Origin of the sequence: Streptomyces flavotricini (assembly GCF_020639365.1) — a bacterium.
In the GTDB taxonomy this organism is placed as follows: Bacteria; Actinomycetota; Actinomycetes; order Streptomycetales; family Streptomycetaceae; genus Streptomyces; species Streptomyces flavotricini.
The window spans coordinates 5,325,431-5,339,502 of record NZ_JAINUL010000001.1 but is presented as its reverse complement, the minus strand read 5'-3'; the positions used below and the strand labels follow the sequence as shown (position 1 = coordinate 5,339,502).

General features: G+C 71.7%; 13 protein-coding genes. 6 read left to right on the top strand and 7 right to left on the bottom strand.

Annotated features, from left to right (window positions below; all coding sequences use genetic code 11):
- The 3 genes from K7B10_RS24305 to pth all read left to right on the top strand — a co-directional run bounded on the left by K7B10_RS24305 (position 1) and on the right by pth (position 2,424).
- The gene (locus K7B10_RS24305) at positions 1 to 978 is read left to right on the top strand and encodes a ribose-phosphate diphosphokinase (RefSeq protein WP_030156542.1); all 978 of its coding nucleotides are present in this window, start codon (positions 1 to 3) and stop codon (positions 976 to 978) included.
- Positions 979 to 1,157: 179 nt separating this feature from the next.
- A complete protein-coding gene (locus tag K7B10_RS24300) occupies positions 1,158 to 1,742 on the top strand; it encodes a 50S ribosomal protein L25/general stress protein Ctc (protein ID WP_229339070.1) in 585 nt (194 codons plus the stop codon).
- A 91-nt stretch (positions 1,743 to 1,833) separates the two neighbouring features.
- Positions 1,834 to 2,424, top strand: coding sequence for an aminoacyl-tRNA hydrolase (gene pth, locus K7B10_RS24295; RefSeq protein ID WP_030865821.1), 591 nt, complete (start codon positions 1,834 to 1,836; stop codon positions 2,422 to 2,424).
- A gap of 82 nt (positions 2,425 to 2,506) precedes the next feature.
- Here the strand turns inward: pth and ppc are convergent, their stop codons facing one another.
- Positions 2,507 to 5,275, bottom strand: a complete 2,769-nt coding sequence (gene ppc, locus K7B10_RS24290; protein WP_372481453.1) for a phosphoenolpyruvate carboxylase — start codon at positions 5,273 to 5,275, stop codon at positions 2,507 to 2,509.
- Between the two features lie 373 nt (positions 5,276 to 5,648).
- On the opposite strand from ppc, the gene K7B10_RS24285 reads away from it, so the two are divergent.
- A complete protein-coding gene (locus tag K7B10_RS24285; protein WP_229339068.1) occupies positions 5,649 to 6,641 on the top strand; it encodes an acyl-CoA desaturase in 993 nt (330 codons plus the stop codon).
- Positions 6,641 to 7,312, top strand: coding sequence for a TetR/AcrR family transcriptional regulator (locus K7B10_RS24280; RefSeq protein ID WP_030865813.1), 672 nt, complete (start codon positions 6,641 to 6,643; stop codon positions 7,310 to 7,312). Before K7B10_RS24285 ends, K7B10_RS24280 begins: the two co-directional genes overlap by 1 nt.
- A 76-nt stretch (positions 7,313 to 7,388) precedes the next feature.
- On the opposite strand, the gene K7B10_RS24275 is transcribed toward K7B10_RS24280, so the two are convergent.
- Positions 7,389 to 7,751, bottom strand: coding sequence for a VOC family protein (locus K7B10_RS24275; RefSeq protein WP_229339066.1), 363 nt, complete (start codon positions 7,749 to 7,751; stop codon positions 7,389 to 7,391).
- A gap of 2 nt (positions 7,752 to 7,753) precedes the next feature.
- Positions 7,754 to 8,614 (bottom strand): trans-aconitate 2-methyltransferase, encoded by an 861-nt coding sequence (locus K7B10_RS24270; protein ID WP_229339064.1) that lies wholly within the window; start codon positions 8,612 to 8,614, stop codon positions 7,754 to 7,756.
- 175 nt (positions 8,615 to 8,789) lie between these two features.
- Between K7B10_RS24270 and K7B10_RS24265 the strand changes: the two genes are divergently transcribed.
- Positions 8,790 to 9,287, top strand: coding sequence for a MarR family winged helix-turn-helix transcriptional regulator (locus tag K7B10_RS24265; protein WP_030297045.1), 498 nt, complete (start codon positions 8,790 to 8,792; stop codon positions 9,285 to 9,287).
- Here the strand turns inward: K7B10_RS24265 and K7B10_RS24260 are convergent.
- From K7B10_RS24260 to K7B10_RS24245, 4 genes are all read right to left on the bottom strand, one after another.
- Positions 9,246 to 10,010, bottom strand: a complete 765-nt coding sequence (locus K7B10_RS24260) for a response regulator transcription factor (protein WP_030156558.1) — start codon at positions 10,008 to 10,010, stop codon at positions 9,246 to 9,248. The genes K7B10_RS24265 and K7B10_RS24260 overlap by 42 nt on opposite strands.
- Positions 10,011 to 10,516: 506 nt before the next feature.
- On the bottom strand, positions 10,517 to 11,464 hold the full coding sequence (gene galE, locus K7B10_RS24255; protein WP_229345344.1) for a UDP-glucose 4-epimerase GalE: 948 nt from the start codon (positions 11,462 to 11,464) through the stop codon (positions 10,517 to 10,519).
- Between the two features lie 94 nt (positions 11,465 to 11,558).
- Positions 11,559 to 12,257: a response regulator transcription factor gene (locus K7B10_RS24250; protein ID WP_229339062.1), complete on the bottom strand. Its 699-nt coding sequence runs from the start codon at positions 12,255 to 12,257 to the stop codon at positions 11,559 to 11,561.
- Between the two features lie 144 nt (positions 12,258 to 12,401).
- A partial coding sequence (locus K7B10_RS24245) for an outer membrane protein assembly factor BamB family protein (RefSeq protein WP_308284632.1) occupies positions 12,402 to 14,072 on the bottom strand: 1,671 nt, incomplete at its 5' end.

The window sequence follows — 14,072 nt, the reverse complement described above, 5'->3', positions numbered from 1 at the left end:
GTGACCGGGATCAAGACGACCGGCGAGAAGAAGCTGATGCTCTTCTCCGGCCGCGCCCACCCCGAGCTGGCCGAGGAGGTTGCGCATCAGCTGGGCGTCGCCCTCGTGCCGACCAAGGCTTTCGACTTCGCGAACGGTGAGATCTACGTCCGCTTCCAGGAGTCGGCTCGTGGCGCGGACTGCTTCCTGATCCAGAGCCACACGGCTCCGATCAACAAGTGGATCATGGAGCAGCTGATCATGATCGACGCGCTGAAGCGCGCGTCGGCCCGCTCCATCACCGTGATCATCCCCTCCTACGGGTACGCCCGCCAGGACAAGAAGCACAAGGGCCGCGAGCCCATCTCGGCCCGCCTGGTCGCCGATCTGCTGAAGACCGCGGGTGCGGACCGCATCCTCACGGTCGACCTGCACACGGACCAGATCCAGGGCTTCTTCGACGGCCCGGTGGACCACCTGTCGGCCCTGCCGGTCCTCGCGGACTACGTGGGCGCCAAGGTGGACCGCTCGAAGCTGACGATCGTCTCCCCGGACGCCGGCCGCGTGCGCGTCGCCGACCGCTGGTGCGACCGCCTGGACGCGCCGCTGGCGATCGTGCACAAGCGCCGCGACAAGGACGTCGCGAACCAGGTGACGGTCCACGAGGTCGTCGGTGAGGTCCGGGGCCGCGTCTGCGTCCTGGTCGACGACATGATCGACACGGGTGGCACGATCTGCGCCGCTGCCGACGCGCTCTTCGCGCACGGCGCCGAGGACGTCATCGTGACGGCCACGCACGGCATCCTCTCGGGGCCGGCGGCGGACCGCCTGAAGAACTCGAAGGTCAGCGAGTTCATCTTCACGAACACCCTGCCGGACCCGTCCGACCTGGAGCTCGACAAGATCACGGTCCTGTCGATCGCCCCGATGGTCGCGCGCGCGGTGCGCGAGGTCTTCGAGGACGGCTCGGTCACCAGCCTGTTCGAAGAGCAGCAGTAACCGGTAGCGCAGAGATCCTTTTGGGTGCGGCCTCCGCGCCGGGTAGACTCCACGAGTTGCTCGGCGAGGGAGGCCGCACCTTTTCGGTGCCGGTGCTCCGTTATCGACGCGCTCTTCGTAGCAGGCCGTTCAGGCCGGGTGACCGTCGTCCAATTTCCGTCACCCCACGAGGAGTGAGCATGTCCGAGGTCAAGCTTTCCGCCGAGCTCCGCACCACCTTCGGCAAGGGCTCCGCCCGCCAGGCCCGTCGCGACGCCATGGTTCCCGGCGTCATCTACGGCCACGGCAACGACCCGAAGCACGTCAACGTCGAGGGCCACGGCCTGGCGCTGGCGCTGCGTACCCCGAACGTCCTGATCTCCCTGGACATCGCGGGCGACGGCACCGAGCTGGTCATCCCGAAGGCCGTGCAGAAGCACCCCCTGAAGCGTTCGATCTCCCACGTCGACTTCCTGATCGTCAAGAAGGGCGAGAAGGTCACCGTCGAGGTCGCCGTCGTCACCGAGGGTGACCTGGCCCCCGGCAACAACATGCTGGAGACCCTCCTCAACACCATCACGGTCGAGGCCGAGGCCACCCACATCCCGACCGAGGTCACCGTCTCCATCGCGGGCCTCGAGGCCGGCGCCTCCATCCACGCCAAGGACCTGGTCCTGCCGGCCGGCACCACGCTGGCCGTCGACGGCGACACCGCCGTCCTGCAGGTCGTCGCCCCGCAGGCCGAGGAGCCGGCCGCCGAGGCCGCCGAGGGCGACGAGGCCTGAGCCTCGCCCTTCCCCCTCAGCACTTGCTGACCGACCGCCGTCCGGCTCCACTGGGAGCGGGACGGCGGTCGTCCTCGTTTAAGGAGCATGGATGTCTGACGACGCGGCGCCGTGGCTGATCGTCGGCCTCGGTAACCCCGGTGCGGAGTACGCGGGCAACCGCCACAACATCGGGTTCATGGTGGTGGACCTGCTGGCCGAGCGGATGCGCGGGAAGTTCAAGGCGCACAAGGCACGGGCGCAGGTGGTCGAGGGCCGCATGGGCCCGCCGGGACCGGCGAACCGCCGGGTGGTGCTGGCCAAGCCCATGTCGTTCATGAACCTGTCGGGCGGGCCGGTGACCGCGCTGCGCGACTTCTACAAGGTGCCGCTGGACCGGATCGTGGCGGTCCACGACGAGCTGGACATCGACTATCCGACGCTGCGGCTGAAGCTGGGCGGCGGGGACAACGGGCACAACGGCCTGAAGTCGATGACGAAGTCGATGGGGCCGGAGTACCACCGGGTGCGCTGCGGCATCGGCCGCCCGCCGGGCCGCATGCAGGTCGCGGACTTCGTGCTGAAGGACTTCTCGTCCACGGAGCGCAAGGAGCTCGACTGGTTCGTGGACCGGGCCGCGGACTCCGTGGAGTGCCTGATCGCGGAGGGCCTGGAGCGGGCCCAGTCCGCCTACAACTCCTGACGGGCGCGACACGGGGAAGCCCCCGCACCGGCCGGTGCGGGGGCTTCCCCGTGTTCCGGGCCGGTACGGGCCCCGGGAGCGCTCAGCCGGTGTTGCGCAGGCCCGCGGCCACGCCGTTGACCGTGAGCAGCAGGGCCCGGGCCAGCAGCGGGTCCGGGTCCTCTCCGCGGGCGGCGGCCGCGCGCTGGCGGGCCAGCAGGGAGACCTGGAGGTAGGAGATCGGGTCCAGGTAGGCGTCGCGGACGGCGAAGGTCTGCTGGAGGACCGGGTTGGAGTCCAGGAGCCTCTGGCCGCCGGTGATCCGCAGGACCTCGCGGACGGTGAGCTCGTGTTCGGCCTCGATGCGGGCGAAGACGTGCTTGAGGTCGTCCGGGACGAGGGTGTCGACGTAGTGGCGGGCGATCCGCAGGTCGGTCTTGGCCAGCGTCATCTCGACGTTGGACAGGAAGTTGCGGAAGAAGTGCCAGCGCGCGCCCATCTCGGCGAGGGCGTCGCCCTGACCGGCCTCGCGCAGGGCCTTCAGGCCCGAGCCGACCCCGTACCAGCCGGGGACGATCTGACGGGACTGGGTCCAGCCGAAGACCCACGGGATGGCGCGCAGGCCGTCGAGGCCCGCGCCCGAGTCGGGGCGGCGGGAGGGGCGGGAGCCCAGGTGGAGGTCGGCGAGCTGGTCGACGGGGGTCGCGGCGAAGAAGTACGCCGGCAGGTCCGGGTCCTCGACGAGCTCCCGGTACGCGGTGTGCGCGGCGTCCGAGACGGTGTCCATGGCCGCGTCCCAGCGGGCGAGGTCGTCCTCGGACTGCCGGGGGGCGGTGTGCAGTGCGGAGGCCTGGAGGGTGGCCGCGACGGTCAGCTCCAGGTTCTCGCGGGCCAGCGACGGTACGAGGTACTTGTCGGAGATGACCTCGCCCTGCTCGGTGACCTTGATCTCGCCCTCCAGGGTGCCCCAGGGCTGCGCGAGGATCGCGTCGTGCGAGGGGCCGCCGCCGCGGCCGACGGTGCCGCCGCGGCCGTGGAAGAGGCGCAGCCGCACCCCGTAGCGGTGGGCGACGTCGCGCAGCCGGCGCTGGGCGCGGTGGATCTCCCACTGACTGGTGGTGATGCCGCCGAACTTGGAGGAGTCCGAGTAGCCGAGCATGACCTCCTGCACGTCGCCGCGGAGCGAGACGAGGCGCCGGTAGGAGGGGTCGGCGAGCATCGCGTCGAGGATGACGTCGGCGGCGCGCAGCTCGTCGGTCGTCTCCAGGAGCGGAACGATGCCGATCTTGGCCCAGCCCGCGTGGAGGTCGACGAGGCCGGCCTCGCGGGCGAGGACGGCGGCGGCGAAGACGTCGTCGGCGCCCTGGCACATCGAGATGATGTACGACTCGATGACCTCGGGGCCGAACTTCTCGAAGGCGTCCTTGATGGCGGAGAAGACGCCGAGGGTCTTCTGGCCCGCGGCGTCGAGCGGCGCCGGGGTGGGGGCCAGCGGGCGGCGCGAGCGCAGCTCCTTGGCGAGGAGCTTCTGCCGGTAGTCGCGCGGCATGTCGGCGTAGCGCCAGGACTCCTCGCCGAGCCGGTCGAAGAGCTGCCCCAGCGCGTGGTGGTGGGCGTCGGCGTGTTCACGGACGTCCATGGTCGCGAGCTGGAGGCCGAAGGCGGCCAGCGTGCGGATGGTGCGGTCCATGCGGCCGTCGGCGAAGAGGGCGCCGCGGTGCTCGCGCAGGGAGGTCTGGATGAGGGTGAGGTCCGTGAGGAGCTCGGCGGTGCCGAGGTAGTCGCGGCCCTCCTCGTGGGCGGTGCCCTTGGCGAGGCGCTCGCGGGTGTTGACGAGCTTCTGCCGGATGCAGGTGGCCTTGAGGCGGTACGGCTCCTCCGCGTTCAGCCGCTTGTAGCGCGGGCTGATCTCGGGGAGGCGCTCCAGGTCCGCCTGGAGCGAGGCGAGGAGCTCCTCGGTGGCGCCGGTGTAGCGGATGGAGTTCGACAGCAGTCCGCGCAGGAAGTCGATCAGTTCGAGGGCGTCGGTGATGCCGTGCTCGTGCTGGAGGATCAGGACGTCGCGGGTGACCTCGGGCGTGACGTTGGGGTTGCCGTCGCGGTCGCCGCCGATCCAGGTGCCGAAGGTGAGCGGGCGGGTGCCGGCGGGGATCTCGACGCCGACGCGCTGGAGCTCGGCGGCGAGGTCCTCGAGTACGTCGCCCACCGCGCCCGCGTGCAGCTCGTCGAGGTAGTAGATCGCGTTGCGGGCCTCGTCGGCGGGTTCGGGCCGCACGACGCGCAGCTCGTCGGTCTGCCAGACGAGGTCGATGTTCTCGGCGAGGCGCAGGTCGTGGCGGCGGCGTTCGCCGGCGCCGGCGACGGGCTCCTCCAGCAGGGCCGCGATGCGGCGCAGCTTGTTGAGGACGCTGCGGCGGGCCGCCTCGGTGGGGTGCGCCGTGAAGACCGGGCGGACGTTGAGGTTCTTGACCGTCTCGCGCAGGTGCTCGGGGTCGGCGTCCTTGAGCATGTCGGCGGTGCGGGCGAGGAGACCGCCCTCGGCGGCGCGGTGGGCGCGCAGCTCCTTGCCGCGGTGCACCTGTTCGGTGACGTTGGCGAGGTGGAAGTAGGTGGAGAAGGCCCGTACGAGCTTGGCGGCGGTCTCCAGGTCGGTGTCGCCGAGCAGTGCGGCGGCAGCGATGCCGTCGGTGCGCGTCAGGGCGCGCACTCGTTCGACGAGGTCGAGGAGTTCTTGGCCTTCCTGACGGACGAGGGTCTCGCCGAGGAGGTCGCCGAGGCGGCGGATGTCCGCCCGCAGCTCCGCGTTGGCGGCGGCGACGGCGGTGGCCGGGGCCTTGGCCGGGGTGGAGGAGGCCTGGTCAGCACTGCTCACAGGTGCGGCTCCTTGCAGTGTTCGAGCGCTACTGGGAGGTGGGCTCCGGGGTGCGCGGGGGCGTCTGGACTCCTCCCCGGCTGTCGCTGGGAGGGCCCAGGGGGGTGTCCCCCACCTGATGCGCAGCTCGGCTGCCCGTGCGGACCGCGCTGTCCGACGACACCAGGATAGGTGTCCGGGCCTCGTGCCTCGCTAAACGTCTCACCAGGCGGCGCGCGGGTTGATGCGGGCGCCCTTGAGAGCGCCTCGGGCGCGGCCGTGCTCCTCTTGTCGCGGGCTCAGGCTTTGCCATACTTACGATGCCGTAGGTTACGCATCCGTAGCCTGGGCAGGCGCCAGGTGCCTGCCGATTCCTCACCCTCAGGGGATGCTCATGACCACCAGTCCCGAGTTGATCGAAGGCGCCTCGGCGGCCTCCGATTCCGATTCCGGTTCCGCCGCGCCCTCCGCGACGCTCGGGGGCGAGAGCAAACGGTCCGTGGAGCAGATCGCCCTGCTGTTGTTCATCACCGTTCCCTTCCTGGCGCTTCTCGCGGCCATTCCGCTGGTCTGGGGCTGGGGGGTGAGCTGGCTGGATCTCGGCCTGATGGTGTTCATGTACTTCCTGACCTGCCACGGGATCACCATCGGCTTCCACCGGTACTTCACCCACGGTTCCTTCAAGGCGAAGCGGCCGCTGCGGATCGCGCTGGCCGTGATGGGCTCGATGGCGGTGGAGGGCCCGCTGGTGCGCTGGGTGGCGGACCACCGCAAGCACCACAAGTTCTCCGACCACGACGGCGACCCGCATTCGCCGTGGCGGTTCGGCGAGACGGTCCCGGCCCTGATGAAGGGGCTGTGGTGGGCGCACATCGGGTGGCTGTTCGACGAGGAGCAGACCAACCAGCAGAAGTACGCCCCGGACCTGATCAAGGACCCGGCGATCCGGCGGATCTCGCGTGACTTCGTCCTGTGGACGATCGTGTCGCTGGCGATCCCGCCGCTGGTCGGCGGCCTGGTGACGATGTCGTGGTGGGGTGCGTTCACCGCGTTCTTCTGGGGCTCGCTGGTCCGGGTCGCGCTGCTGCACCACGTGACGTGGTCGATCAACTCGATCTGCCACGCGGTGGGCAAGCGCCCCTTCAAGTCCCGGGACCGCTCGGGCAACGTGTGGTGGCTGGCGGTCCTCTCGTGCGGGGAGTCCTGGCACAACCTGCACCACGCGGACCCGACCTCGGCCCGGCACGGCGTGCTGCGCGGCCAGGTCGACTCCAGTGCCCGCCTGATCCGGTGGTTCGAGCTGGCGGGCTGGGCGACGGACGTGCGCTGGCCGTCCAAGGGCCGCGTCGACGCCCGGCGCAGGGAAAACGCGTCGAACGCGGCATGATGGGGGACGTGGCGATCGACGGCAGCAGTTCCAGCAGCGACAAGCCCCGGCGCGGCCGCCGGGTCCGGATGACGGGCGCCGAACGGCGCCAGCAACTGCTGGACATCGGCCGCACCCTGTTCGCGGAAAAGGGCTTCGAGGGCACCTCGGTGGAGGAGATCGCGGCGAAGGCCGGGGTCTCCAAGCCGGTGGTGTACGAGCACTTCGGGGGCAAGGAGGGCCTGTACGCGGTCGTCGTGGACCGGGAGATGCGCCAGCTGCTGGACGGGGTGACCGGCGCGCTGACGGCCGGGCACCCGCGGGAGCTGCTGGAGCAGGCGGCCTTCGCGCTGCTCGACTACATCGAGTCGTACACGGACGGCTTCCGCATCCTCGTCCGGGACTCGCCGGTCGCCCAGTCGACGGGCACCTTCGCCTCGCTGATCAGCGACATCGCCACGCAGGTCGAGGACATCCTCGGGCTGGAGTTCAAGGCGCGCGGGTTCGACCCGAAGCTGGCCCCGCTGTACGCGCAGGCACTGGTCGGGATGGTCGCGCTGACCGGGCAGTGGTGGCTGGACGTGCGCCGGCCGAAGAAGGCGGAGGTCGCGGCGCACCTGGTGAACCTGGCCTGGCACGGTCTGGACGGGCTGGAGTCGAAGCCCCGCCTGGTGGGCCACCGCAAGAGCTGAGCGGCGGCGCGAAGCGCGACGCGACGGCGCCCCGCCACCGGAGATGCGGTGGCGGGGCTCCGTCGCGTCGCGGCCCTCAGCCGAGGGGTTCGAGGAACTCCAGCCGGTTGCCCACCGGGTCCTCGGAGTAGAAGCGGCGGTGTCCCGGCAGGCTGTCGTCCCAGACGACCGTGGCCCCGCGCTCCTCCAGTCTCCGCGCGTACGCGTCGACCCCCGTCACCCGCAGCCCCGGGTGGGCCTTGCGGGCGGGCCGGAAGTCCTCCTCGACGCCCAGGTGCAGCTGCACCGGGCCGGCGGCGAACCAGCAGCCGCCGCGGGCGGCGAGGGCGGGCGGCTTGGGCACCTCGGTCATGCCGAGGACGTGCGTGTAGTACGCGCGGAGCCGGTCCTCCGAGCCGGGCGGCGCGGCGAGTTGGACGTGGTCGACTGCGTTCAGCACGGTCAGAGCTCCTTGCGGGCGACGGCGAAGATGCGGCGGAAGGGGAAGACGGTGCCGCACGGCCCGGGCGGGTAGGCCTCGCGCAGCAGGTCGCGGTATTCGGCGAGGAAGGCCTCCACGGCCCCCCGGTCGTCCCCGAGCGCGGTCAGGACGGGCCGCAGGGCGGTCCCCTTGACCCAGTCGAGCACCGGGTCGGTGCCCGTGAGCAGCTGGTGGTACGTGGTGTCCCAGATGTCGACGGCGCAGCCCAGCTCGATGAGCCGGGCCTGGTACTCGGCGGGTTCGAGGATGTGTATGTAGCGGGCGCCGTGGCCGGCCAGGCGGCCGCGCCAGCGCGGGGTCTCGCAGAGCCGGGCGAGCAGGGCGTGGCTGGGGGCGGAGAAGTTGGCGGGGATCTGGAAGGCGAAGGTGCCGCCGGGGCGCAGTCCGTTGATCCAGGCGGCGAAGGAGCCGGGGTGGCTCGGGACCCACTGGAGGGCCGCGTTGGAGACGATCAGGTCGTACGGCTCCTCGGGGAGCCAGCTCGCGAGGTCGCCGTGGCGGAAGTCGAGGCGGCCGCCGCGGGAGGTCCGGCCCGCGTACTCGTCGGTGGCACGGCGGAGCATCTCCGGGGAGAGGTCGAAGCCCGTGACGTCGGCTTCGGGCCAGCGTTCGGCGAGGAGCGCGGTGACATTGCCGGGGCCGCAGCCGAGGTCGGCGATACGGGCGGGGCGTGTGGGGAGTTCGGGTATCCGGTTCAGGAGGTCCAGGAAGGGCCGGGTCCGGTGTCCGGAGTGGCGCAGGTATTGCTGGGGGTCCCAGGTGGGCGCGGCATGGGTGGTGGGTGCTGCGGGGGTCCTTGCCGACGCGGTATCGGAATGCATGTTCGAGCCTCCCTGCTGGCGGGGCGGGCGGAAGCGGAAGCCGTTCCGGCACGCTCCATGCCCATCGTCACCCAGAATATATCTCGACGTCAAGATTCATGAGATCGAGATGTGCATGCCCGAGATCCTCGATTTGAAGAGACTTCACATCGACAGACCCCTTACACTGATCCGCATGGAGGACGAGGTCGACCGATTGGTCGCGGCATGGCGGCGGGAGCGCCCTGACCTCGACGTGGAACCGCTCGAAGTGCTGAGCCGCGTCAGCAGGCTCGCCCGTCACCTCGACCGCGCCCGCAGGCTGGCCTTCTCCGAGCACGGCCTGGAGCCCTGGGAGTTCGACGTCCTGACGTCGCTGCGCCGCGCCGGCGCCCCCTACCAGCTCTCCCCCGGCCAGCTGTTGACGCAGACCCTGGTCACTTCGGGCACCATGACCAACCGCATCGACCGGCTCGCCAAGAAGGGCCTCGTCGAGCGGCTGCCCGACCCCAACGACCGCCGCGGGGTACTGGTCCGGCTCACCCCCGAGGGGCGTGACCGCGCCGACCAGGCCCTGGCCGGCCTGCTGGCCCAGGAGAGGGCGATCCTCGCCCAGCTCTCCCAGGCCCAGCGCGGCGATCTGGCGGCGCTGCTACGCCAGTTGACCGCTCCGTTCGACAACATCCCCGGCTAGGTCGGCCGGCCGCACCCCGGCCCGTCGGGCCAGCGCCACCGCCGCGAGCGTGGAGTGCACGCCGAGCTTGCCCAGCACGTTCTGCATGTGCGTACGGACGGTGTGCGGGGACAGGAACAGCCGCGCCGCCACGTCCTTGCGGCCCAGCCCCGCCACCATGCAGCGCAGCACCTCGTGTTCGCGCGGCGTGAGGGACTCGACGAGCCGCTCGCTGTCCGTACGGTGCTTGCGCGCGGCGGTCAGTTCGCGCAGGACTCCGGTGAGCAGCGCGGGCGGCAGGTGCGTCTCCTCGCGCAGGACTCCGCGGATGACGGCCAGCAGCCGCGAGAGCGAGCAGTCCTTGGCCACCCAGCCGGAGGCCCCTGCCTGGAGGGCGTGCGCGGCCCGGCGCGGATCGTCGCGCTCGGCGAGCACGACGGTACGGACCCCGGGGTGGGACACCCGTACCCCGGCGACCAGCGCGATCCCGTCCGCGCCCGGCGGCGGGCCGGAGCCCGATTCGCGCTGGGCGGGCACGGCCCCCGCGGCGGCGCCGAGATCGGCGTCGACGAGCAGGACGTCGAAGCGGCGGCCCTCGGCCACCGCACGTTCGAGGCAGCGCAGCGCGGCGGGACCGCTGCCCGCCGCGGACACGTCCACGTCGGGCTCGGCCGCGAGCGCGGCTGCGAGCGATTCGGCGAAGATGCGGTGATCGTCGACCACGAGAACCCGGATGCGAACCACAAAACCCCCAAGGGTCGGGGAACGGACGACTGCGGGTACGGCGCCCGGACCGGGTGATCCGCAGCTGCCGCGGCCGCCGCCGAGACATCTCTGCACTACCCCGGACCGGACGCCGTACCCGGCGTGTCTCGACCCCTGAATCAACACCGGCCCCCACCGGTGTCACGCATCAGCGTAGAACGGGTGACGGCTCGCGGTTGGCCGAATAGCAGAAGTTTTCCGAGCGATTTTCCGGCTGGGCAGGCGTGAACCGGGTTTTCGATGGCCTGAATTCGACCACCTGCACGGTCTGGAAGAGGGTTTCCGGCACGCCTGTGCCGCGGGCAGTTGCACGGGGGGCATTTCACCCGGCGTGCGCGCGCCGGGCGCCCGCGCACCGCGCCCTCCCACGGCGCCCCCCGCCCGTCCGCGCTCCCCCGCGCGCGCCTCGGCACGTACGGCCCCGTACGCACCGCGCCCCCCGCACGCTCGGGTGCGGGGGGCGCGGGTGAGGGCGGGGCGGCGGGTCAGGAACGGTGCTTGCGGGTGAAGTTCCAGGCGTCCGTGATGATGCCGGTGAGGTCCGAGCGGGCCGGGGTCCAGCCGAGCCGCTCGTGGGCGGCGCGCGCGGAGGCGACGAGCACCGCCGGGTCGCCGGCCCGGCGCGGGGCGACGACCTCGGGGATCTCCGCGCCGGTGACCTTGCGGACCGTCTCGACGACCTCGCGGACCGAGAAGCCGTTGCCGTTGCCGAGGTTGCAGATCAGGTGCTCACCCGCGGTGGCCGCCTCCAGGGCGGCCAGGTGGGCCTCCGCCAGGTCGGCCACGTGGATGTAGTCGCGCACGCAGGTGCCGTCAGGGGTCGGGTAGTCCTCGCCGAACACCGAGATCGACTCCCGCTCGCCCAGGGCCACCTGGAGCACCAGCGGGATCAGGTGGGTCTCGGGGTCGTGCCGCTCGCCGAACTCCCCGTACGCGCCGGCCACGTTGAAGTAGCGCAGCGAGACCGCCGCGACGCCGTGCGCCGCGCACTCGCCGGCGATCATGTGGTCGACGGCCAGCTTCGAGGCGCCGTACGGGTTGGTGGGCTTGGTGACCGAGTCCTCGGTGAGCAGGCCCTCGGTGGGCTCGCCGTAGGTGGCGGCGGTGGAGGAGAACACCAGCTTGCGCACCCCGTGGGTGCGCATCGCGGCCAGCAGGGCGAGCGTGCCGCCCACGTTGTTCTCCCAGTACTTGCCCGGGTTGGCGACGGACTCGCCGACCTGCGAGGAGGCCGCGAAGTGCAGCACCGCGTCGTAGGAGGGGTCCAGGTACCGCTCGGCGTCCTGGATCCGGCCCTCGATGAAGGCGGCGCCGGCGGGGACGCCCTCGCGGAAGCCGGTGGAGAGGTCGTCGAGGACGGTGACCTCGTGCCCGGCCTCCAGGAGGTGCGCCGCGACGACGCTGCCGACGTATCCGGCGCCGCCGGTGACCATGTATTTGAACGTCGCCGTCTTGCTCACTCGTCTACTGCCTCTCGCGGGGGGATGCACGCGGGCGCGTGCACATGCCGGTCACTGGCTTACCGGATTACGGGCCCGCGGGGAAATCGGCGGCCACCGCCGAAAGCCCCACCCGGTCCAGCAGGCCGGTACGGGCGGCCAGCGCGGCCGCCTCCAGCCGGGAGCCGACGCCCAGCTTCATCAGCACCCGCTGCACGTGCGTACGGGCGGTGCTCGGCGCGATCTCCATGCCCGCCGCGATGAGCCGGGTGTCCTCGCCCTCGGCGACCCGGACCAGCACCTCCACCTCGCGCGGGGTGAGCAGCCGCAGCAGCCGGCTGCCCTCGTCGTCGGGCTGGGCCGCGGGGTTGAGGAGTTCCGCGAAGGCCCCCTGGAGCAGCTGCGGGGAGATCGCCACCTCCCCCGCCCGGGCCTTGGCCAGCGCCCGCTCCACCCCTTCGATCCGCTCGTCGTGGCGGACGTACCCCGAGGCGCCGGCGGCGAAGGCGGCCGCGATCCCGCGCGGGCTCGGCACCGGGCCGAGGACGACCACGGCGATCTGCGGCCGTTCCCGCTTGATGCGGACGACCGGCTCGAAGACCCCCGGCTCGGCGGGCGTCGCGGTGCCCAGCAGGCAGACCTCCGGCGCCCGGCTGATGACCAGCTCGGCGGCGCCCGCGGCCGGGGCGGCCGCGGCCAGCACCCGGTGTCCGCGCAGCTTGAGGGCCGAGGCCAGCGCCTCGGCCAGCAGCCGGTGCTCGTCGAGCACCATGACCCGTACGCCCATCGCGCACCCACCCCCGACCCTTCTGACCCGGCAAGCTACACGCTTGTTCGACGGTGCGCGGCGGTTACCGCGCAGAAGCCCCCGGAAGGCGGACCTTCCGGGGGCTTCCGCCCGCTGCGGTGAACGGCCGGGATCGGCCGGGGATCAGCTGGCGCTGAAGGAGACGAACAGGTACTCGGGGTCGCCCTTGTCGGAGTACGGCTTCCTGGCCGTCGTCCGGGAGATGAAGAGCTTGCCGTTGTGGTAGCGGTACTCGGAGTAGTCCGGCGAGAAACCGGTCTCGGCGGTGCGGCTCGCCTTCTCCGCCGGGTTCTCCATGAGGACGGTCTCCTTCATCGTCGTACCGTCGATGCTGACGATCTGGCCGCCCTTGTCGTACGGGGGCTCCTTGTACGCGATGATGTTCGGCCCGTCCATGCGGAGCGGGAACATGGTGTACCGCTCGCCCGCGTCGGCGCGGTCGGTGGTCTGCTTGCCGGTCTCCAGGTCGAAGGAGACCAGCTCGTTCGTGCGGCCCACCTCCGCCTTGCCCTGGTGCTCGATCGAGGGCAGGTAGACCTTGCCGTTGCCGACCACGAAGCCGGCGCACTTCTCGACCTCGGTGCCGCCGCACTTGCCGCCGAAGTTGCCGGAGGCGAGCGAGATGCGCGCCTTCAGCTCGCCCTTGGGGTCGACGACGAAGAGGTCGCTGACACCGGTGGCGTTCTTGGCGGTCTTGCCCACGTCGGCGGCGACGATCAGGGGCTTGGTGGAGACGATGGACGCCCACTCGATGCCCGGTGAGAGCTTGTACGAGGAGGTCTGGGCGCCGGTGGCCGGGTCCAGGGTCTGCGCGTACAGCGTCTGGTTGTCGCCGCGGCCGCACTTGCGGATCACGGCGAGGGCCTCGCCGCCGGCGTAGCCGCTGTCGTAGCAGCCCTCGCCGTCGACCTTGGGGGTCCACAGGGACTTGCCGTCGGCGAGGTTCCAGGCGGCGCCGCCGCTGGTGCCGCCCGCGGCGACGGTCTGGCCGCTGAGCGTGACCTCGTAGTAGGAGGCGGGCCTGTCGCCGGTGGTGGCACCCTTGGCGTTGCCGGACCAGACGAGCTTGCCGGCGTTCAGGTCGATGACGCCGACCTCGGTGCACGCCGGGTACTTGTTGTCGGGCGTCGGCTTGGTGGGCCGGAAGAGGACCGCCGTCTTGTTGTCGCTGACGTGCTTGGTGGCGCCGCAGAGCTCGCCCGGGAGCGGGATCTCCCACTTCTTGCCGCCGTCGACGGTGTTGTAGCCGACGACCTTCGCCACGTCCGACTTGATGTAGGTCGAGTCGGTGAGCCAGGAGCCCGCGACCGTGACGACCTCTTCCGGGGTCGGGTTCGGCTGGTTGAACAGCGGCTTCGACTTGGTGCTGGCGGGCGCCTTCTCCGCACCGGGGGTGCCGGAGCCGGGCTTGTCGCCGCCGGTGGTGCCGTTCGCGACGGGCTGCTCGTCGCTGCCGCCGTCGTCGCCGGAGACGTACCAGAAGCCGCCCGCGATGATCAGGACGATGGCCACCAGGGCCGCGCCGACGATCATCAGCTGGTTGCGCACGTCGTTGCCGCCGCCCGCGCCGGCCGGGGCCGGGGACTGGGCCGCGTACATGGGGGTCGTGGGGGCCCCGTAGGACGGCGGGGCGCCGGCTCCGGCGGGGGGCTGCTGCTGCGGGTAGCCGTAGCCCTGCTGGGGATAGCCGTACGCCGGCTGCCCCTGCGGGGGTACGCCCGGCGCGGCGGGCGCGGTCGGCGCGCCCTGCGGTACGGGCGGCTGCTGCGGCGCCGTCGGCGTCGGCCTCCTCGT